Origin of the sequence: Amycolatopsis taiwanensis DSM 45107 (assembly GCF_000519205.1) — a bacterium.
Lineage (GTDB): Bacteria > Actinomycetota > Actinomycetes > Mycobacteriales > Pseudonocardiaceae > Amycolatopsis_E > Amycolatopsis_E taiwanensis.
In genome coordinates, this window is sequence record NZ_JAFB01000047.1 from 15,923 (window position 1) to 35,399 (window position 19,477).

Annotated in this window: 23 protein-coding genes; 4 read left to right on the forward strand and 19 right to left on the reverse strand. The window is 69.1% G+C overall.

What is annotated here, in order from left to right:
- Positions 1-62 precede the first annotated feature (62 nt).
- Together A3CU_RS0130885 and A3CU_RS0130890 are read left to right on the forward strand one after the other, a co-directional pair.
- On the forward strand, positions 63-929 hold the full coding sequence (locus A3CU_RS0130885; RefSeq protein WP_027945521.1) for a polysaccharide deacetylase family protein: 867 nt from the start codon (positions 63-65) through the stop codon (positions 927-929).
- A 191-nt stretch (positions 930-1,120) separates the two neighbouring features.
- Entirely contained in the window at positions 1,121-2,161 is a 1,041-nt protein-coding gene (locus A3CU_RS0130890) for a carbon-nitrogen hydrolase family protein (protein ID WP_027945522.1), read from the forward strand.
- Here A3CU_RS0130890 and A3CU_RS0130895 read toward each other — a convergent pair.
- The 7 genes from A3CU_RS0130895 to acsA all read right to left on the reverse strand — a co-directional run bounded on the left by A3CU_RS0130895 (position 2,055) and on the right by acsA (position 8,122).
- Positions 2,055-2,624, reverse strand: coding sequence for a hypothetical protein (locus A3CU_RS0130895; protein WP_027945523.1), 570 nt, complete (start codon positions 2,622-2,624; stop codon positions 2,055-2,057). The genes A3CU_RS0130890 and A3CU_RS0130895 overlap by 107 nt on opposite strands.
- A 260-nt stretch (positions 2,625-2,884) precedes the next feature.
- The gene (locus A3CU_RS0130900) at positions 2,885-3,139 is read right to left on the reverse strand and encodes a phosphopantetheine-binding protein (protein WP_027945524.1); all 255 of its coding nucleotides are present in this window, start codon (positions 3,137-3,139) and stop codon (positions 2,885-2,887) included.
- Entirely contained in the window at positions 3,136-3,456 is a 321-nt protein-coding gene (locus tag A3CU_RS54790) for a 2-oxo acid dehydrogenase subunit E2 (RefSeq protein WP_245617433.1), read from the reverse strand. The genes A3CU_RS0130900 and A3CU_RS54790 overlap by 4 nt, the downstream gene beginning before the upstream one ends.
- A 14-nt stretch (positions 3,457-3,470) precedes the next feature.
- Positions 3,471-4,415: a biotin/lipoyl-containing protein gene (locus A3CU_RS47565; RefSeq protein WP_245617434.1), complete on the reverse strand. Its 945-nt coding sequence runs from the start codon at positions 4,413-4,415 to the stop codon at positions 3,471-3,473.
- Between the two features lies 1 nt (position 4,416).
- Positions 4,417-5,388 carry an alpha-ketoacid dehydrogenase subunit beta gene (locus A3CU_RS0130910; RefSeq protein WP_027945525.1) on the reverse strand — a complete coding sequence of 324 codons (972 nt, stop codon included), beginning with the start codon at positions 5,386-5,388 and terminating at the stop codon, positions 4,417-4,419.
- Entirely contained in the window at positions 5,388-6,359 is a 972-nt protein-coding gene (gene pdhA, locus A3CU_RS0130915) for a pyruvate dehydrogenase (acetyl-transferring) E1 component subunit alpha (protein ID WP_245617435.1), read from the reverse strand. The genes A3CU_RS0130910 and pdhA overlap by 1 nt, the downstream gene beginning before the upstream one ends.
- Positions 6,356-8,122, reverse strand: coding sequence for an acetate--CoA ligase (gene acsA, locus A3CU_RS0130920; protein WP_027945527.1), 1,767 nt, complete (start codon positions 8,120-8,122; stop codon positions 6,356-6,358). Before acsA ends, pdhA begins: the two co-directional genes overlap by 4 nt.
- Before the next feature lie 59 nt (positions 8,123-8,181).
- Here acsA and A3CU_RS47570 point away from each other — a divergent pair, with 59 nt between their 5' ends.
- Positions 8,182-8,382, forward strand: a complete 201-nt coding sequence (locus A3CU_RS47570) for a dsRBD fold-containing protein (protein WP_052372474.1) — start codon at positions 8,182-8,184, stop codon at positions 8,380-8,382.
- A 60-nt stretch (positions 8,383-8,442) separates the two neighbouring features.
- Here A3CU_RS47570 and A3CU_RS47575 read toward each other — a convergent pair whose 3' ends face one another.
- The 10 genes from A3CU_RS47575 to A3CU_RS0130975 all read right to left on the reverse strand — a co-directional run bounded on the left by A3CU_RS47575 (position 8,443) and on the right by A3CU_RS0130975 (position 16,368).
- Positions 8,443-9,054 carry a V-type ATP synthase subunit D gene (locus A3CU_RS47575; protein WP_027945528.1) on the reverse strand — a complete coding sequence of 204 codons (612 nt, stop codon included), beginning with the start codon at positions 9,052-9,054 and terminating at the stop codon, positions 8,443-8,445.
- Positions 9,051-10,418 carry a V-type ATP synthase subunit B gene (locus A3CU_RS0130935; protein WP_027945529.1) on the reverse strand — a complete coding sequence of 456 codons (1,368 nt, stop codon included), beginning with the start codon at positions 10,416-10,418 and terminating at the stop codon, positions 9,051-9,053. The genes A3CU_RS47575 and A3CU_RS0130935 overlap by 4 nt, the downstream gene beginning before the upstream one ends.
- Entirely contained in the window at positions 10,415-12,130 is a 1,716-nt protein-coding gene (locus tag A3CU_RS0130940; RefSeq protein WP_027945530.1) for a V-type ATP synthase subunit A, read from the reverse strand. Before A3CU_RS0130940 ends, A3CU_RS0130935 begins: the two co-directional genes overlap by 4 nt.
- The gene (locus tag A3CU_RS0130945; protein WP_027945531.1) at positions 12,127-12,645 is read right to left on the reverse strand and encodes a hypothetical protein; all 519 of its coding nucleotides are present in this window, start codon (positions 12,643-12,645) and stop codon (positions 12,127-12,129) included. Before A3CU_RS0130945 ends, A3CU_RS0130940 begins: the two co-directional genes overlap by 4 nt.
- Positions 12,642-12,854, reverse strand: coding sequence for a hypothetical protein (locus A3CU_RS0130950; protein ID WP_211246559.1), 213 nt, complete (start codon positions 12,852-12,854; stop codon positions 12,642-12,644). Before A3CU_RS0130950 ends, A3CU_RS0130945 begins: the two co-directional genes overlap by 4 nt.
- An 11-nt stretch (positions 12,855-12,865) precedes the next feature.
- On the reverse strand, positions 12,866-13,297 hold the full coding sequence (locus tag A3CU_RS0130955) for an ATP synthase subunit C (protein ID WP_027945533.1): 432 nt from the start codon (positions 13,295-13,297) through the stop codon (positions 12,866-12,868).
- Positions 13,294-14,640, reverse strand: coding sequence for a V-type ATPase 116kDa subunit family protein (locus A3CU_RS0130960; RefSeq protein WP_027945534.1), 1,347 nt, complete (start codon positions 14,638-14,640; stop codon positions 13,294-13,296). Before A3CU_RS0130960 ends, A3CU_RS0130955 begins: the two co-directional genes overlap by 4 nt.
- Complete coding sequence (locus tag A3CU_RS0130965; protein WP_027945535.1) at positions 14,627-15,550, reverse strand: V-type ATPase subunit; 924 nt, start codon at positions 15,548-15,550, stop codon at positions 14,627-14,629. The genes A3CU_RS0130960 and A3CU_RS0130965 overlap by 14 nt, the downstream gene beginning before the upstream one ends.
- Positions 15,547-15,999 carry a hypothetical protein gene (locus A3CU_RS0130970; RefSeq protein ID WP_027945536.1) on the reverse strand — a complete coding sequence of 151 codons (453 nt, stop codon included), beginning with the start codon at positions 15,997-15,999 and terminating at the stop codon, positions 15,547-15,549. The genes A3CU_RS0130965 and A3CU_RS0130970 overlap by 4 nt, the downstream gene beginning before the upstream one ends.
- Positions 16,000-16,110: 111 nt before the next feature.
- Complete coding sequence (locus A3CU_RS0130975; RefSeq protein WP_027945537.1) at positions 16,111-16,368, reverse strand: DUF1918 domain-containing protein; 258 nt, start codon at positions 16,366-16,368, stop codon at positions 16,111-16,113.
- A gap of 388 nt (positions 16,369-16,756) precedes the next feature.
- On the opposite strand from A3CU_RS0130975, the gene A3CU_RS0130980 reads away from it, so the two are divergent.
- Complete coding sequence (locus tag A3CU_RS0130980; RefSeq protein ID WP_027945538.1) at positions 16,757-17,338, forward strand: CBS domain-containing protein; 582 nt, start codon at positions 16,757-16,759, stop codon at positions 17,336-17,338.
- Between the two features lie 16 nt (positions 17,339-17,354).
- On the opposite strand, the gene A3CU_RS0130985 is transcribed toward A3CU_RS0130980, so the two are convergent.
- Both A3CU_RS0130985 and A3CU_RS0130990 read right to left on the reverse strand, forming a co-directional pair.
- Positions 17,355-17,960 carry a hypothetical protein gene (locus tag A3CU_RS0130985; RefSeq protein ID WP_027945539.1) on the reverse strand — a complete coding sequence of 202 codons (606 nt, stop codon included), beginning with the start codon at positions 17,958-17,960 and terminating at the stop codon, positions 17,355-17,357.
- Between the two features lie 132 nt (positions 17,961-18,092).
- The gene (locus tag A3CU_RS0130990) at positions 18,093-19,103 is read right to left on the reverse strand and encodes an Acg family FMN-binding oxidoreductase (protein ID WP_027945540.1); all 1,011 of its coding nucleotides are present in this window, start codon (positions 19,101-19,103) and stop codon (positions 18,093-18,095) included.
- Between the last annotated feature and the right edge of the window lie 374 nt (positions 19,104-19,477).

The following is a 19,477-nucleotide window of genomic DNA, read 5'->3' on the forward strand; positions in this document are numbered from 1 at the left end:
GTGACGGCTCGGGCGGCTGCGCTGGTGGCTGGATGCGTCATCAGCTCACCTGAAGGAGGGTCATGGCTAAGGAAATTCTGGTCGCTTACGGCGTCGACGTGGACGCGGTAGGAGGTTGGCTCGGCTCGTACGGCGGTGCGGACTCGCCTGACGACATCTCTCGCGGCATGTTCGCCGGCGAGGTCGGTGTACCGAGACTGGTCGAGTTGTTTCGCCGTTACGGCCTGACCCAGACGTTCTTCTGGCCGGGTCATTCGATCGAGACCTTCGGCGCGCAGTTCGACGCCTGTGCCGGCGCCGGGCACGAGATCGGGTTGCATGGCTACAGTCACGAGAACCCCATCGCGATGAGCGAGCAGCAGGAGATCGACGTGCTCGACCACTGCATCGAACTCATCCGGAGCCGAACCGGCCGCTCGGCGACCGGCTACGTCGCGCCGTGGTGGGAGTTCAGTGCGATCACCAACGACCTACTGCTTGGCCGCGGTATCACCTATGACCACTCGCTCATGCACCACGACTGCCAGCCCTACTACGTACGTACCGGTGACGCCTGGACCAAGATCGACTACACGAAACCGGCGCGGGACTGGATGAAGCCGCTTGTCCGCGGCACCCCGACGAAACTGATCGAGATCCCGGCGAACTGGTACCTCGACGACCTGCCCCCAATGATGTTCATCAAGGCCAGCCCGAACAGTCACGGCTTCGTCAACCCGCGCAGCATCGAACAACTCTGGCGCGACCAGTTCGACTGGATCTACCGGGAGCACGACTATGCGGTGTTCACCATGACGATTCACCCCGACGTATCGGGACGGCCTCAGGTGCTGCTCATGCACGAACGGCTCATTGAATACATCAACTCCCATTCCGGTGTCCGCTGGACGACTTTCAACGACATCGCCGAGGACTTCGCCCGACGTTGACCGGCAACCCGGTCACGGCCGCCCCGGCGGCGCGCCTTGTTGTCGAGAATGGTCGACAACAAGGATGGCATGCAATCACCAGTTTTCCGCATTGACCGGTGTTTTTCGCATCTGTACCGTATCTGCATTCAATCGGGCCGACGTTCTTTGTTGTCGAGATCGGTCGACACGGGTGCGCGTGAGGAGACGCGATGTCACGAATCGAACTGCCCACCGTGTCGGTGGCCGCCGTGCAGGCCGCGCCGGTGTTCCTGGATCTGGCGGCCACCCTGGACAAGTTGGAGGGCCTGGTCACGGAAGCGGCCGACCACGGCGCCGAGTTGGTGGTCTTCGGCGAAACCTTCCTCGCTGGGTTCCCGATCTGGAACGGCGTGCTCCCGCCGGTCGACCAGCACGAGTTGCACCGGCGCCTGGTTGAGGAGTCGCTGGTCGTGCCCGGCCCGGAAACCGAACGGCTCGGCCGGATCGCGGCACGGCACAACGTCGTCCTGTCGGTGGGGATCAACGAGCGCAACCCCGCGAGCCTCGGCCAGGTATGGAACACGAACGTGATCTTCGACCGCACCGGACGGCTGGTGAACCACCGCCGAAAACTCGTCGCGACCTGGTACGAACGGCTCACCTGGTCCCATGGCGACGCCCACGACCTGAAGCCGGTTCCGCTGGACGGCTGGAACCTCGGCGCACTGGTGTGCGGGGAGAACACGAACACTCTCGCTCGGTTCACCCTGCTGGCCCAGGGAGAGCGCCTGCACGTCGCGACCTACCCGCCGTCCTGGCCTTACGACGGTCGGCCCGGGAGCACCGATTACGACCTGCAGGACGCGATCCGGCTACGCAGCGCGGCGCATTCCTTCGAGGGCAAGGTGTTCAGCGTGGTCGCTGCGACCGCGTTGGACGACGAGGCGGTCGCTACGGTTTCCGGCGGTGACAGCCGGATCGAGAAGCTACTCACCGCCAACCCCACCGCCTCGATGATTGTCGACCCGAACGGGCGCGCGATCGCGGGCCCCTTGCTGGGCAGTGAGGGCATTCTGTATGCCGATGTCGACCTGCGTGAGGAGATCATCGCCAAGCAGGTTCACGACATCGTCGGAACCTACAACCGCGCCGACATCTTCCAGCTCACCGTTGACACCCGGCGGCACGCGCCGCTCGCGCTGGGCCCGGTGCCGGAATCCGCCGTCGTGCTCTCCGATGGCCACCAGGGCGGGGAGCGAGGCGATGGCTGAGGACAGGAAGCGTGACCCATAGTTGAACCCACGTGAAACTGGTGTCTTCGCCGGGTTCCTCCCAGGTCACGAACTCGATCGGCGCCGGGTAAGGCAGCGCCGCGAGCTCACTGTGGGTGCGCTCCAGGACCAGGCCGGACGCGAACAGATGCACCAGCGCTCCACCCGAGCGACCGCGCCGGCGTGCCTTCCGCGTGGCGAACGCGATGCCGGCGATCGCCCCCAGCGCGAGGACGATCAGCAGAACCCGGACATACCACGGCAGCGGCACGAAGATCGCCACAGCGATCAGCACCCAGGGCCCGCCGAACCACAGGGTGACGGCGTGGATCTTCCCCTTCTGGTCGTCACGCTGGTTCACGGGGAACGTGCGTTCCCACTCGCCGAGCCCGTCCCGCTCCGCCGCGGCCAGCGCGCGTTCGGTCGCCCGAAGGCTGAGGTCCACGTCCTCGCGCTCAGTCATCGCACCCCCACAGTCCAGCTCGCGACATCAATGGCCTGCCAAGATCATTCCTGATCGGGCTGCGATTCGGGCAGCTCGCGCCGCCTTCGTTGCGATGCCGTCACCCCACGGCGACAAGCCGGCCGGCCCCGACCCGGAACCGGCGGTCGAGGCCGGCCGGCTACCCGGGGCGGTGATTCCCTGGCTTCAGTGGACGGCCGCGTGCGAGTCGGCGCGTTGGGCCCCTGCGCAAGGACGCGGACCGCGGCCAGCGTCGCTCATCAGCGTCCGGTGAGGAAGTCGATGCAGGAGTTCAGCGTGGCCAACCAGGGGTAGTCGTCCTCCTCGATCCGATGGCCCGTCGTGATGGACAGACGCTCCACAAAGGACAGAAAGTCGATCGAGTCCAGCTCCAGTGCGTCGCGCAGGTTCTCGTCGGGGCTCAGCGAGTTCAACTCGTTTTCCGAGGCGAAACCGCGTAGGGCCTCGTGGATTGCGGCGAGGGCGAGGTCACGGGCGGCGGCCTGGGAAGTCATAGCTCCTCCGGTCGTTGTAGGAGTCCGTCGATGGTGTTGAGCAGGCGCGCGCCCGTCGCGCCGTCGCTGGCGCGGTGGTCGGCGGCCAGGGTCGCGGTGAGCACCGGGTGGACGGCGAGCATGCCATCGACGGCCCATGGGCGCTCGGAAATGGCGCCGAAGCCGATCAGCGCGACCTGAGGCGGGTAGATCACGCCCTGGACCGATTCCACGCCCAGATCGCCGAGGTTGGTGACGGTGATCGTGGCTGTGGTCAGTTCCGAGGATCTCAGCCGTCCGGACCGGGTGCGCGCCGCCAGGTCGCGCAGGTGCGCCATCAGGCCGGGAATTCCTAGTGTGTCGGCGTCTGCGATGGCGGGGGGACCAGTCCACCACCGCGCAGGGAGATCGCGACGCCGAGGTGGATGCCGTTGCCGGGCTGGAAGGCGCCGTCGATCCAGCGGCCGTTGAGTTGCGGTACCTGCTTGGCGGCGAGCGCGCTGGCCTTGAGCAACAAGGCAGCGGGCACAACACGTTCGGCCACGGGCACCTGCAGATTGTGTTCGCGCAGCCATTTGGACGCGGTGTGCAGGTCGATGGTGGTGGACAGGTAGTAGTGCGGGATTTCGCGCTTGGAGCGCGTCATGAGGGTGGCGATCGCCTGCCGCATGGCGTCATCGTCGCGAACTTCGCGGCGGCGTGGCTCGGCTCGCTCGGCGCGTTGACGCGGGGCGCCGGCTGCGGCCCGGACGTCGCGCGCGCGCACCGGGTCAGCCACCACCCCGGACAGGTCCACGCCGAGTTCGGCCGCAACGGTGCGAGCGTAGGGCGTGATGCGTCGTGCGGCGGCTGCGGGTCGTGGCTTCGCGGCGAGAGCCCGGGCGACATCGTTGCGGGTGATCGCGCCGTCGCGGCCGGTGCCGTGCACGGTCGCCAGATCGATGCCGTGCTGGGCGGCGAATGTCCGGACCGGTGGCGAAGCCGGTGGCGGCTTGGTGGGCGGTTTTTCGCGGCGGGGTTTCTCGGCTCGTGCGGGTTTCGCCGGTGACGGCGCTGTGGTCGTGGGCTCGTTGATCACGGCCAGTGGGGTGCCGACCGGCACCTTGTCGCCCTCCGGAACCAGGATCTCGCCGATTGTGCCGCCGGTGAAGCATTCGACGTCCACGGCGGCCTTGGTGGTGTCGACGACCGCGACGACGTCACCCTTGCGCACCGAGTCGCCCGGTTTGACCAGCCATTCGAGAATGGTGCCTTCCTCCATGTCGGCGCCCAGAGAGGGCATGACGAACTGGGCCACTTCAGCCCACCGCCCGCAGGGCCGCGTCGATGACGTCGCCGGGCTGGGGGAGGGCGGCGTCTTCGAGGTGTTTGGCGTAGGGCATCGGGACTTCGGCCGTGCACACCCGCTCAATGGGCGCGTCCAGTTGGTAGAAGGCATTCTCGGCGACCCGGGCCGTGATTTCGGCGGACAAGCTGCCGCTACGCCATCCTTCATCGACGACGACGAGCCGATGGGTGCGCGACACCGACTCGACGATCGTGTCCTCGTCCAGCGGCCGCAGCGTGCGCAGGTCCACCACCTCGGCGTCGATCTTCCGGTCGGCGAGGTCGTCGGCGGCTGCCAGCGCGGTCCGCAGCGTCCCGCCGTAGGCGACGAGCGTGATGTCGGTGCCAGCGCGCCGGATTTTCGCCCGGTCTATGTCCACCTCACCAGCATCGTCGGCGAGGTCGCCGGAGACGTTGTAGAGCGAGCCGTGCTCGAACAGCAAAGCTGGATCAGGGTCGGTCAGGGCGGTCCACAGCATGCCGCGCGCATCTTCGAGCGTGGCGGGTGCGAGCACGCGCAGTCCCGGGATGTGCGCGTACCAGCCTTCGAGGCTGTGCGAGTGCTGTGCGGCGAGTTGGCGTCCGGCGCCGGTGGTCATTCGGATTACCAGCGGAACATTGATCTGGCCGCCGGACATGTACAGCAGCGTGGCCGCGTTGTTGAGGATCTGGTCCAGCGCGAGCAGGCTGAAGTTGACCGTCATGATCTCCACGATCGGCCGCATTCCGCCGATGGCCGCCCCGATGCCGGCGCCGACGAACGCGGACTCCGACAGCGGGGTGTCACGGATACGTTCGGGCCCGAATTCCTCGAGCAGGCCCAGGCTGACGCCGAACGACCCGCCGTAGGCGCCGACGTCCTCGCCCATCAGAAAGGTCCGGTCGTCGCGGCGCAGCGCGTCCCGGATACCGGCGCGCAGTGCTTCCCGGTAGGTAGTAGTCATTATGTCGCCCTCGGCGAATAGACGAACCGGGTCAGTTCGTCGACCGGTTCCACCGGTCCCGCTTCGGCCGTGGACACCGCCTCGGCGATCTCGGTGTCCACTTCGGACTCCAAATCGGCAAGGTCGTTGTCGGTCAACTCTTCGTCCGCGCGCATGGTGGCGATCAGCCGGGGGATCGGGTCGCGCTCGGTCCACCGTTCGATTTCGGCCTTGTCCCGATATCGGTCGGGGTCATACATCGAGTGCGCCCGGAAGCGGTAGGTCCGCAATTCCACGAAGTGCGGACCGGAGCCGCCGCGGATGCCTTCCATCGCACGGTCGACCGCATCGGCCACGGCGAGCGCGTCCATGCCGTCCACCGCCCAGGCGGGCATACCGTAGGAGCTTGCGCGTAGCGCCAGGTCCGTCTCCGCATGCTCACGGTCGATCCGAGTGCCCATCGCGTAAAGGTTGTTCTCGCAGCAGAACAAGATGGGCAGCCGCCACAGCGCGGCCAGGTTCATGCATTCGTGGAACTCGCCCTCGGCCACCGCACCATCGCCGAACAGGCACACCGTGACCAGCGGTTGCTTTCGCATCGCGCTTGCCAGCGCGAGCCCGACCGCGACCGGCAGTCCACCGCCCACGATGGCGTTTCCACCGTAGAACCGCCGCCCGACGTCGAACAGGTGCATCGAGCCACCCCGGCCGCGGCTGCAACCGTTCGTTCTGCCGTACATCTCGGCGAGGACCGCGTCCATTCCGATCCCGCGCGCCAGCGCATGGCCGTGCTCGCGGTAGGTCGACACGACCGCGTCCTCGGGCCCGACCCCTTGCAGGACTCCGGCCGCGACGGCTTCCTCACCGATGTAGAGATGCATGAACCCCCGGATCGCGGTCGCGCTGTAGAGTTCGACGCAGCGTTCCTCGAACCGCCGGATCCGGATCATCTGGCGCAGCAGCTCCGCGCGCTTCTTGGCCCGGACACTCACGAGAATCCTTCCACAGTGGACAGATCACCTTCGGGGAGACCGAGTTCTCTCGCCTTGAGCAGCCGGCGCATCACCTTGCCGCTGCGGGTGTGGGGCAGGTGCTGGTCGAACTCGATCTCCTTGGGCGCGACCGCACCCAGCGCGCGCCGGCCGAAGGCCAGCAGTTCCAGCCGCAGGTCCTCGGTAGGACCATGGCCGTCGCGCAGCGACACGAACGCCTTGACCCGTTCCCCGGCCACCGGGTCGGGCGTGCCGATCACCCCGGCCTCGGCGACGGCGGCGTGTGCCATCAACGCGCTTTCCACCTCGAACGGGCCGACCAGGTGCCCGGCGGATTCGATGACGTCGTCCGCCCGGCCGACGAACCAGTAGTAGCCGTCGGGGTCCCGGCGTGCGATATCGCCGGTGAGGTACCAGCCGTCGGCGAACGCCTGGGCGTAGCGGTCGGGGTCGTGCCAGTAGGTGCGGAACATCGATGGCCAGCCGGGTCGCAGGGCCAGTTCGCCTTCCTGTCCGGCGCCGGTCAGTTCGGTGACCCGGCCGTCGTGGACGCGGGCGCGTCCGTTTTTGCCACGTTGGAGCAGGCCCACGTCGATGCCTGGTAGCGGTCTGCCCATCGAGCCGGGGCGGATCTCGTGGGCGGCGAAGTTGTTGATCATGATGGCGCCGGTTTCGGTTTGCCACCAGTTGTCATGCACCGGCAGGCCGAGGGTTTCCTGGCTCCATACCACGGCTTCCGGGTTGAGCGGTTCGCCGACGCTGGCTATGAACCGCAGCGCGGACAGGTCGTACTCCGCCGGCAGGTCATGCCGTTGGCGCATCAGCATCCGGAGTGCGGTGGGGGCGGTGTACCAGACGGTGACCCGCTGGGAGGCGAGGACGGAGTACCAGCGTCGCGCGTCGAAGTCCCCCTCATCGCTGACTAGTGTCGCGCCGTGGCTCAGCGGGGCGATGACGCCGTAGGACGTGCCGGTCACCCAACCGGGATCGGCGGTGCACCAGAACACGTCGTCGGGTTTGAGGTCCAGCGCGAATCCGGCGGTGACGTGGTGTGCCAGCACGGCCTCATGGACGTGCAGGGCCCCTTTCGGGGTGCCGGTGGTTCCGCTGGTGAAATGAAGCAGCGCCGGGTCTTCGGGCCGGGTCGGGCAGATCTCGAACTCCGGCGACACACCGGCCAAGGCCGGGGCCAGTGCGCGGGTGCCGGGCTCGGCTTGGGCGCCGGTGACGAGCACGTGCCGCAGCGACGGGATGGAACCGGCGATCGCGCGCACCTTGCGGTGATGCAGTTCTGGGCTGGTCACCAGGACGGTGGCCTCGCCCAGCGCGAGCCGTTGGCGGATGGGCTCTGGTCCGAAGGCGGAGAACAGCGGGCACACCACGCACCCGGCCTTCAGCCCGCCAAGCACCGCGACATACAGATCCGGGACCCGCCCCAGCAACGTGAACACATGCTCGCCGCGCCGCACACCCAGCTCGCGTAGTACGTTGGCGAACCTGCTGCTCAGCTCGGCCAGATCGCGGTAGGTGAGCTGGAAGACCTCGCCGTGCCGGTCGATCCACCGCAGCGCGCCGCGATTGCGGCGAGGTCCGGACGCGTGCCGATCGACCGCTTCGTAGGCGATGTTGAGGCCACCGCCCGGCAGCCCGAACAACTCGAAGCGTGCGGCATCCCAGCTGAACTCGGCGCGCGCCCGGCCGTAGTCGCCGAGGTTTGCGGCTGCCCGCGCGGCGGCCGACTTGCGGATCGGCGCCCACTCCATACCGGTGACGATGCCCCATTCCCGTCCTCCCCGGGCAGGGCTGTAGGTAACCGCACGGGATGGCCAAAGTCCGTGGAATCCGGGTCGGTTTGGTCGGTGTCGGGGACGCACGGCTGAATCCGGCCGACCGCAACGTTCCGGAGATCGGCGACGAACTCGCCGTGTCCCGGGCGCTGTCGGACCTCGCGCATCGGCTGCTCGACGCCACAGCGGGTGACATCGAGGCCATTACCCACAAGAACGCGCACCTGCGCGGCTGAGCGCCCGTCGTCTCCGCGGACGCGCCCTCGCTGGACACCGCCTACAAGCTGGTCCGAGCGTCACCGGCCATTCTGATCGGCCCACCGGTGCCGGATCGCTTCGGCTCGTTCCTGCTCTTCGAGCTGGAGTTCTCGCTCGGCCAACGCGGCTTGCAGGCGGGGAATCCACCGCCGCCGCAGCGAGCGGACGCGCTGCTTGGTCGTGGCGATCTCGGCATTAACGATCCGTACGGCAGCGGTGAGCGCTGCGTACATAGCCGCCGCGTCGAGAGCCTGACGAAACGCCTCCCGCGTGTGCACCACAGCAGCGCTGCCGATCACGCTCCTGGTGTCACCGGATGGCGGGTCGGTCACGGTGGCCTTGTGTGGATATCGCACGCCCATGACGGTTGTCCAATCGAACGTCACGACGGTGTGGCCGGCTGGTTCCGCAAGCCGGATTCCGCGCCGGCCTCCGGCCATCGTCGCGCGCGCCTGCCAGGTTTGTGCCGCATGGACACGCTCAGCCCACTCCGCCGCGGCGGTGCCGGCCTGGTCCGCCAGCGAGGCCTGGTGGGCGGTGAGGGCGCGGAGCTTCTTTTCCAGCAAGTCGGCCCCGTGCTGGGCGACGTCGAGGCGATGGCGGAGCCACTGCCTTCCGGCCCGGCCCGCGGGCACGTGCGAAATGGTCATCGGCCGGCCAGCAAGGCGGCGGGGATCATGCCCAGTTCGCGGCGCGGCAACCGCAGGAGCACCTGCCAGGCCCGGTCCATCGTGTCGTCCAGCGAGCGATGTTCGTCGGAGCGCTGCCGCGCGAATTCTTCCCGAAATGCCCCCTCGAGTTCGAGATAGCTCCGGTCGGTGTCGGTGAGCGCCGTGGCACCGACCAGTTCGGACAGTTCTTGGACCTGGCGTGCGCGGGTCAGCGCCGCGAGAAGTTGGGCGGCGACGTCGAGATGATCGTCGCGGGTCCGGCCGGGGCCCGCGCCGTGGCGCATGAGACGGGACAGCGACTGCAACGGGTCGATGGGCGGGTACACGCCGAGGGCATGCAGGCCGGCGGAGAACACCAACTGTCCCTCGGTGATGTAGCCGGTGAGGTCCGGTACGGGATGGGTGATGTCCCCGCCCGGCATCGTGAGTGCCGGCAGCAGGGTCACCGATCCCGGCCTGCCCTTGATACGCCCGCACCGCTCGTAGAGGCTGGCGAGGTCGCTGTAGAGGTACCCGGGGTAGGAGCGGCGGGCGGGGATCTCGCCGCGGGCAGCGGAAACCTCGCGCAGGGCTTCGGCGTAGCTGGTCATGTCCGTCATGACCACCAGCACGTGCCGCCCGTGCGTGAAGGCCAGGTGCTCGGCAATGGTCAGCGCCAGCCGTGGCGTGAGGACTCGCTCGATCACCGGGTCGTCCGCGGTGTTGATCAGCAGGGCCAGTTCGCCCGCTGCCGACCGCTCGTCGAGTGCCGCCTCGACGAAGGCCGCGTCGGCGTTGGTGAGTCCGATCCCGGCGAACACCACGCTGAAGGGAGCGCCACTCGCGGTGGCCTGGGCGGCGATCTGCGCGGCCAGTTCCAGTTGCGGTAGGCCGGGAAGGGAGAACAGCGGAAGCTTCTGACCCCGGACCAACGTCGTGAGCGCGTCAATCGCCGACACGCCGGTGAGGACGGGTTCTGCCGGAGGATCTCGCCATACCGGATTCAGCGGAGCTCCGTTCACCGCAGCGCGAGAATCCCCGAAGACCGGGGGACCGCCGTCCAGCGGAGCGCCACGGCCATTGCAGACGCGGCCGAGCCACCCAAGCCCGACCGGGATGGTCAGCGGTTCGCCGGTGAACGCGACCCTGGTGGTGGCGGGGTTCATGCCGGCGGTGCCCTCCAGTACCTCCACTACCGCCACGTCGTGATCGGCATCAAGGACCAGACCGTGCCGTTGCTCGTTCTCCGGCAGCCGGATCGTGACGTACTCATCCCAAGTGACACCACTCACCCCGCTGACGACCATCAGCGGACCACGCAGTTCCCGAACGCCCATGACCTCGACCGGCACGCCTGCACTCACCGGGCCACCTCATCGAGCCGAGCGAGGATGGCATCCCGGCAGCCGGCGATCTTGTCCTCGTCGTCGGGTCCGGCTTCGTCGTGCAGCCGGACCAACGCCGCGAAGTCGAACTCCTCGATCGTGTTCGCCGACACGCCGTCTGCGACCAGTTCGGCGCAGCGGTCGACGACGGCCAAGATCGCGTCGGCGAGCGCACCGGTCTTGCCCGGGGTGGATGAGGCGTCCACTGTGGACAGCGCACTCTGTCGCAGGAGTCCCTCGCGCAACAACCTGCCCGCGAGGAGGGTCACGCGTTCCGGGCCCGACAGTGCCGTGGCCCCAACCAGTTCGGCCAGCGCGGAGAGCCGGTCGGCGTCGGCGAGCAGTTCCTGCACCCTGGCCCGGTGCACCTGCCACCGGGGGTCCCCGGAGCGGGTCCGGTAGTCGCCGATCGCCGCCGCGTCGCGGGAAAATGATCCGGACCACGACACGGCCGGATACTGCCTGGCATAGGCGAGATCCCGGTCGAGTGTCCACCGGCAGCGGACGAACCGTTCGGTGTTGGCGGTGACCGGCTCAGTCATGTCCCCACCCGGCGGTGACACCGCGCCGACGATGGTAACGGACCCGCTTGCGCCGCCCAATGTTTCCACCGGGCCTGCCCGCTCGTAGAAGGCGGCCAGCGAGGAGGCGAGGTCGGCCGGGTAGCCCTCCTCAGCCGGCAGCGCACCCCTTCTTGACGCGAACTCACGCAGGGCTTCCGCCCACCGTGACGTCGAGTCGGCGATGACCACGGCGTCGTAACCCATGTCGCGGTAGTACTCGGCGACGGTGGCCGCGGTATAGACACTGGCCTCCCGCGCCATCATCGGCATGTTGGAGGTGTTGGCGATGATCACCGTGCGCTCGGCGAGCCGGCCACCGGTCCGCGGATCGGTGAGCGCGAACAACTCACCCACGACCTCCGCCATCTCGTTGCCGCGCTCGCCGCATCCGGTGTAGATGATTACGTCGGCGTCGCACCATTTCGCGAGTTGCTGCAGCAGCATGGTCTTGCCGGTACCGAATCCGCCCGGCACCGTGGCGGTGCTGCCCCGTGCGATGGGGTAGAGCAGGTCCAGCACCCGCTGCCCGGTGACGAGCGGCCGCACCTCGTCGCGGCGGGCCCGGCACGGCCGCGCCCGCCGCACGGGCCAGTCGGTGAACAAGCCGACACGCGTGCCGGCAACGGTGGCGACCGTGCCGTCGGCGGGGACCGCACCCGAAGCCACCTCGCGCACCGTGCCGCGCAGGGTCGGCGGCACGAGCACGCGGTGTTCCACCGCGCCCACGCCGGGAACCAGGCCGATAACCTCTCCCGGGCGCACCTCGTCCCCGGCCCGGACCTTCGGCTCGAACCGCCACGTCCGTGCTTCCGGTGGCGGGTAGGCACCCGCTGCCAGGAAGACCGGGGCGGTGGTCAACGGACGCAGGAGTCCATCGTGGACACCACCGAGCAGCCCCGGCCCGAGCCGCACGGCCAGCGGGGCCCCGGACGCCACGGCGGGAGCGCCCGGCGCGAGACCACCGGTGTAGTCGTACGCCTGCAGGCTGACCACGCCGTCTCGGACCGACATCACTTCGGCGGGCATACGCCCGGTACCCACCGCGACGAGGTCGTTCATGGCCACCGCACCCACACCGGCCACTTCGACCAATGGTCCGTTGACCCGGGTGACATGTCCCTGACTCACGCCTCCCACAACTCCCGCACGCGCTCGCCCAGCCCCTCTATTGCACGGGCGGTCATCGCGTCGAGCCCCAGGTCGAGATATTTCTCGCCCGCCCGTCCCACCAGGCCGTCGCCGGGCACGTCCACCAGCGCGGCCTCGGCCCCGAGTACGCGGCGTGCCCGCGCGGCGAGCCGGGTCCGCAGGTCACTTTCGACCACTAGCCGGGCCAGGGCGTCGCGGACTCGCCTGTGCAACTCGTCGTAGATCGCGCGCTGGGTCGCCAGTTCCGTCCGCCGTGCCTGGCGACGTGCCTGGCGGCGTTCGATCGCGTTGCGAAGTTCAGCGTCGGCCCGGCCGGCCGCCTCCGCTTCCCGGTGGATCTGATTCGCTTGCACCTGCGCCCGCCCGAGGACTACGTCGGAGGCGCGCTCCGCCTCGGCAACGCAGGCGGCCGCCTCGGCTTCGGCGGCGGCAAGCAGTGCCGAGCGCACGGTCACAAGATCGGCCCGGGCCCGCGGTACGTCAAGATCGGTCATGGGGGTATCACCGCCACCAGGCCTCGCTTGCGTTCAACGAGCGCGGGCCCGAGGACGCGTGCTGCTTCGGGGGTCAGGATCACCAGGTCGACCGTGTCGTCGAGGCCCGCCCAGGCGTCCCGCACCGCGGCCGGCTCCTCGGCCGCACGGACGGCGGCGCCGGCCAACGCCCAGCCCTGGATGGCGGTCGCGTCTCCGATCACCGTCACCGTTCCCACGATCACGCCTTCCCGATCAGGATCACCGCGACCACCAGCCCGTAGATGGCGATTCCCTCGGCGAGGCCGACGACCACCATCGCCCGGCCGAACAACTCGGGTCGCTCGCTGATCGCGGCCAGCGCCGCCGCGCCCGTGTAGGCAACGGCGATCGCCGCGCCGATCGACGAGCCGGCGACCGAGATCGCGGCACCGATCAGAGCTGCCCCGTTCGAGACCGGCGCCGAGACCGCGGCTTGGGCGGACTCGGGCGGTATCGCCGCGGCGGCGTGCCCGGTGAAGACGAGCAACAGCACGACGAGTGCGCCGGCCAGCAGCGCGCCGTCGACCACCAGCAACGCCCGCAGCGCGGCACGTCCCCTCCGGCGGACCAGCGAATGCGCCCCCGCGAACGCCGCGGCAATTACGGGAAGCCCGACGATCCAGACCATCATGACGCCTCCCGGACGACCGGACGGTCAGCTGGTTCCGCAGGGAGCCGCCATGGCTGGAACGGGCGGCCCTGCTGGAGGAACATCCGCGAAAACAGCTCGTAGAACGTCAATCGCAGCGCCTGGATACCCGCGATCACCGCTTCCAGCGTGAACACGAACGACGTGCCGAGTACGAACACCAGCACGCCACCCGCGGCCGCGACAAACCCACCGGCCGCGAACAACCGCGTCGTGGCGGTCCAGACCAGCGAAGCCAGCGCGGCATGGACGAGCCCGAACGCGGCCAGCCGGGCAAAGGAGACCACGTTGGTGCCGATGCGCAGCACCGCGTCGAACAGCTCCACGACGGCCTGTGCGGCCCCGGCCGCGCCAGGGCCTGCGGCGGCCTTGAACCCGGCACCCGCGAGGACAAGTCCCACCACTGCCGTTACGCCGCCGATCGCCGCCACCACTCCCAGGTGCAGGAACAGCCCCGCGCAGGCCAGCCCAAGGCCGACGAAGACCGCGATCCCGGCGATTCCGGACGCGGCATACACCGCGAGCTGGGGGCCGCCTTCACGCCATCGGTCGACCACGGCCATCACGTAGGCTCCGGCCAGCAGCACCGCGCCAACGCCGACCCCGGCCGCGAGCAGCCGTACCGGTTGCTCCATCGGCGCGATCCAGAGCACCGGGACCACACCGGTCGGGCCGAAGAACTCGCCGTAGAGCAGCCCGAACACCGTGCCGGCCGCGCCCGCGCCGGCCACGAACGGCCAGCTCGAGCGCCAGCGCCGTAGGGCCCGCACCCGGCCACTGCGCAGCAGCAGCGCGATCAGCACGAGCAACAGCCCATGCCCCGCGTCGCCGAACATCATGCCGAACATCAGCATGTAGGCGAGTCCGGCGAACAAGGTTGGGTCCACGTCCGGGTAGGCAACGGTGCCATAGGTGTTCACCAAGCGGCTGAACGACTTCCGCGTCGCACTACCCGGCCGCAGTGCGGTCGGCGGATCGACACCGCGTGGTGAGGGCAACCTCACCACGGACGCCCGGGTTTCGGCGAGGCGAACCGACAGCGGCGGCACCTGTTGTTCGGGGCACCAGCCGACCACCGCGGCCGCATGGCCGCGGGTCACCGCGTCGGCCGCTATCCGATCGAGTTCACGAGCCGTCCGGTTCCGCTCCGGATCATGCCCACCGCTCCCGTCGTAAGTCTCCTCGGCAGTGGCGCCTCGCTCGCGGTCCAAATCGACCGTGCCAATCCGTCCGACCATCAGCAGCGACTCCCGCAAGTGGTCGGCGAGGCCGACGATCGCGATCCGTTGCATCCGGATTGGCCGCAGCCGCTCAGACAAGCGCATCGAACTCCTCCCACCGGCCGCCCCCTCGAGCAGCGAGTTCGAGGGCCGTCCGGCAGCGCCGGGCGTCGACCGCCAGCAGCGCCACACAAGCGACCACGGGCTGGGACGCCGGACCCGGATGTCGTCGCAACTCGCGCGCGTCCTGGTCCACTCGATGCCACCAGCCCTCTTCAGCCCGCCACAATTCCCCCGGGTTCTCGGCCGCCCGCAACACCCAGCGCGCCTCGCTCGGCAAGCTGGCGGCGAACCCGGTGAAATCGCCGATATCGCCCTGTCGGGCGCCGAGCAGCCCGGCGAGCCGCCGCGCGGCCAGTTCCGGGACGGGGCGTTGAAGCAGGAAGCGTTCTCGCGCGGCCAGCAGCGCGGCGCCGGCGGCCGCCCAGGGCCGGATGTGCGGCGATGCGGCAGCCATCCGGGCGGCCCAGCCGGCCCACATCGTCACGGCGACGGCGCCGGTTTCGTCGGTGCCGGGATCTCCCCACGGGGAAGCGGCCAACGCCGCGCGGAGTTCGCCGGGCGAGCCCGCGACAGCGAGCCTTGGCCATGCGGTGGCCAACGCACCGAGCTGGTAGGGAGGCCGGGAATCGGCTCCGTGCAACGCGCGCAGGTGGTCCAGCAGGTTACCTATCTCGAACCACGCCGCGCAGGCTCGCATCAGTTCGGCGGCGGAGCGAGGCAACCAGCCCGCCAGCACGCGCAGATGCCACAGCACCGTCTCCGCCAGCGCGTGTTCGGCTTGGTCCACAGTCTGGTCTGGGCGGACATCGTGCCCGTACGGTGACGCCGCCAGCCGGGCGAGCGCCTCGCTAAACGAGGTGCAGCCCGCGAGTCCACCCGTTCCCGCGACCCCCAACCGCCGGTTGAGCAGCGCTTGAGCGCGCACACTGCCCGCCGTCCACGCGGCCCTCATCGCCCCGCCCGCTGGTCCGGGGAATCGTTCAGCGCGGCGAGGGCCAGCGCCACGGCCTGATCGACAAACCTCGGCATCCGCGCGCGTGCGCGCTCTTTCGCGCGCTCGGCCGCTTCCCGGCTGGCAGCAACCGCATGGTCCAGTTCGGCGACCACGTCGGCCCGCGCCGCAGCGGCGGCCGCGGCACGTACCGTGCCGGCGCGGGCCCGTGCGTTCGCCACGACCACGTCCGCACGATCCTGGCCGGCCCGGTGCCGTGCCGCGGCCGCCACCCGCCCTTTCCCGCGGATGCGCTCGGCCTCTTGCTCGGCCTCGTCGAGCAAGGCCAGCACCGGCAACAACTCTCGTTCGCGCTCGGCCTGACGATCTGCCGGAACACCGGCGGGCGCGGCCGCGCCGGGTGTGCCCGCCGGACGAAAACGCCGCAGGATTTCGCGCGCGTTCAGCATGACCTCATCGTGGTCCGTCTCGCCGCCGGTGAGCAGCGGACGTTCTTCTCCGGTTTCGGGGACTTTCCTCCCTTCATGCCTGGTGCCGCTGCGAAATGCCCGTCGACTTCCTCACCGGCCGGTGATGGCCCGTTGCATGGTGGTGAACCGGTCCCGCTCCCGTGCGTCGGCCGCGGCCAGTTCCTCGGGGGTCACTCCGATCGCGTCGGATCCGGGAAAGAAGAACGACACCCGGTCGTCGGTCAGCCAGTGCACCACGTAGGGCGGCGATCCGTCGGCGGAACGCACCTCGATGATGCGCCCACGCTGCTCGGGCTTTCCCGTGCTGCGACTCTTGATCACAATCCAGTCGCCGGGGTGGGCGCGCATCGCTGATCACCTCTCCAACACGACCTACGGGCGGACTGCGTATCGCGATTCTTCGGATCCGTCGCCGACGCCCTGGCCACATTGGTCATCGCACTCTCGCGGACCCGGCCTCTCAGCAACGCCCGTAACTCGATCCCCTCACGACGACGAGCTTGCACATGCCAACGGTAGGAAGGCACGGAAACAGCGGCCAGGGACCTGCGTCACCGTCAGAAAGGACATTCGCCCAACATCGGTTTCACCCGCCAAGAGGACCAAAGACTCTTCGCGCCCAGGGCAGCCGGCGACGAAGCTGGATGGGTGACGATTTCCTCCGGGCGAAGGGGGCCACGTCGCCGATACGGTGGTTGCGGTGTCTGAGGCACTCCCTGCACGGGAGGAGAATGCGATGAAAGTCCGGGACATCATGAGTGCGGCACCGGTCACCGTGACGCCGAGCACCCCGGTGGCCACTGCCGAAGAACTGCTTGCCCAACAGGGGTTCACCGCGCTGCCCGTGACGGACCACGACGGGAATCTCGTCGGCATAGTGACCGAGGCCGACTTCATCGCCGATCGCTTCCCGGGTGAGGTGAAACCGGCGGCGCGCAGGGTTGAAGACGTGATGAGCAGGCCGGTGCGGTCGGTCGAGGCGGACATCGAGATCGCCCTGCTGGCCCGCATCATGCTGGACCACCGCCTGCGCAGCCTCCCCGTGGTCGATCGGGGCAAGCTCATCGGAGTGGTGACCCGCCATGATTTCCTGCGCGTGCTGACTCGGCCGGACCACCTGGTGGCCGCCGACCTGCTACAGCGGCTGGGGTCCTTCGGCGGCCCGGACCGGTGGACCGTTGACGTACGCGGCGGCGAAGCCACCATCATCGACCGGTTCGACATAGAGCGCGACCGTCAGGTCGCGACGATACTCGCCGAAAGCGTGCCCGGAGTCGTCCACGCTCGCTGCTACGCCGCCAGGGTCGACCAGGGCTGAGCGCCATCCACCGCCGTCATGCCTGCCCGGCTGTTTCGGCGTGCCGGGCGATCGTGCGCAGTGTGGCTGCCTGAACGGTTTTGACGAACGGTGCGGCCACGGTCCAGTAGGCGCGGAATTTCGCCCGGCTCGCCGCGTCGGGGAGTACAACGCGCGCGTCGTAGGTCAGCAGCGACCGTGACGTGCCGTAAGGGCGGGCGGACAGCGACTGCACGATCTTGCCGTAGCCCGGCTCGTCGAAGGCGAGGAAGTTCTCCGGTTCGATCCGGCGCCATTCGACCACCGGTTTCCAGAATTTGCCGCCCACGCCGATCGCGATCTCCGTGCCCGGCCGCTCACCCAGGATCGTCCACTCCCACCCGGCGGCCAGATCGTCAAAGGTCAGCCGGGTGCGGTGTCGGGGCATCTTGTGATGCCGGTTCTTCCACCGCTCCGGCAGGTTCCGGGCCCAGAAGGCGGCACTGACCAGACCGCCGCCGACGTCGGTGAAATCGAGCGCGCGCAGCGCCGCATAGGCCTGCGTAACCGGCGCGTCGACCACCAGATGCTGGGTCTGCATGGCCGCGAAGTGCGGAGCGAACTGGTCGGCCAGCAACTCGGTCGAGGTTCCCGTCTCGGTCATGGTCGTGCTCCCCGTCGACGAACTCTGTCTACGAGCGTGCTGCGACGACCGGCCGGCGGAAAAGGGCCGAAGGTCACGGCCTGCCGGGTTACGCCAGCACTGCGAGAAAACTCGTCAACTTCTCGCTCGCCGTCATTGGCCAGGTCGCCACGGGTTCGTGTCCGCGAGATTTTCCACGACGTCTTCCAGAGAACGGCGGGGTGTGGCGGGCAGCGGGTCGGCGTTGACCGGGGCCCAGCCGAGCCGGAGCACCATCTGCGGGAAGTTGTCCTCGGTGACGTGGGTTCGGACGAACTCGCGGGTGTCGGCGACTTCGAGGGGTTCGGTGAGCGAGCAGCTGGCCAGCCCGAAGGTGGTCGCGGTGAGCAGCGCGGCGCTGGTCCCCTCGCCGGCGCGCAGCCGGGATACCGGGTCGTCGGAGGCGGTGGAGATCACGGCGAGCACGGTTTCGTCGTCTTCCGGCTCCGCGCCGGCCGGTTGAGCGAGGTGTGGTTCCGCGAAGGGCCGGGTGGGCAGTGCGCCCGGGGCTTCGCCCGGGGGCGGCACATTGGCCGCGGGCACGCCGTCGGACGATTCATAACGTCCGCTCCAGGCCGCGAGCTCCGTCCGGTACGCCGGGTCCGCGGCGTGTACTTGAACGGCGTCGCGAATAGCCCGCGCCAGGTGGTCGCGGGCGGGTCCCTGGGCGGTGCGCAACACCGCGCCCTCGTCCGCGACGCGCACCGCCATTTCCTCCAGATATCCGCCCGGCACCGGCCATGAGCTGTACCGTCGCCGGTCTGTGCGCCGGTGCGGGATCGCCGCGGCGAGGGCGATCCCGGCCGGGGTGGGTTCGCGCCGGTGCGGTTCGATCGCGGCAAGGTGATCCGGCTCGTCCGGATTGGGCAGGCGATGCACCTCGGCACGCCAGCCGAGCGCGGCGAAGCCGATACGGAGGTGGTGCAGTGCCGCGCCGCAACCGAGTAGCAGGTCACGGCCGTCCGGGTCGGTTCCCGGCAGCTGCCGTTCGCGATCGGCGTAAAGGTGTACCGTTCGCCCGCCCACCCGCCACTGCCACGGCTGCGAATTGTGCAGCGACGGCGCGCGTACCGCCAAGGCCAGCGCGGCACGAACGGTGCGGTCGTCAGGGAAACCGCGGTCCATGGCAATCGCCTTCCATTCATGTCCACTTCGAACCTGTCAGTCAGCCGACCGGCCGAGCAGGGCAGGAAGCCACTGATGTGAGGGACTTCCGCTTCTGAAGCGGTCAACGTCCACTCGCCGGCGGGCCACCCCGCGGCACGTGAGGCACAACGTCATATGGAAGGCGGGGAATTCACTTTCGGGTGCGGATCGTGAGCGACACACCGACGCCCAACCGCTGCAGCGACTCCAGATCTGGTGGAGCCGGCCCGGGTCCTGCTGGCTTCGAGGATCCGCGCAATGCCTATTGTGGACGGTACGCCTGTGATCGGAATCGTCACGTGCGGCGGAGGCCGTGCCGGGAGTTGTGCGCGCACGCCATGAGTGCGCCTGGC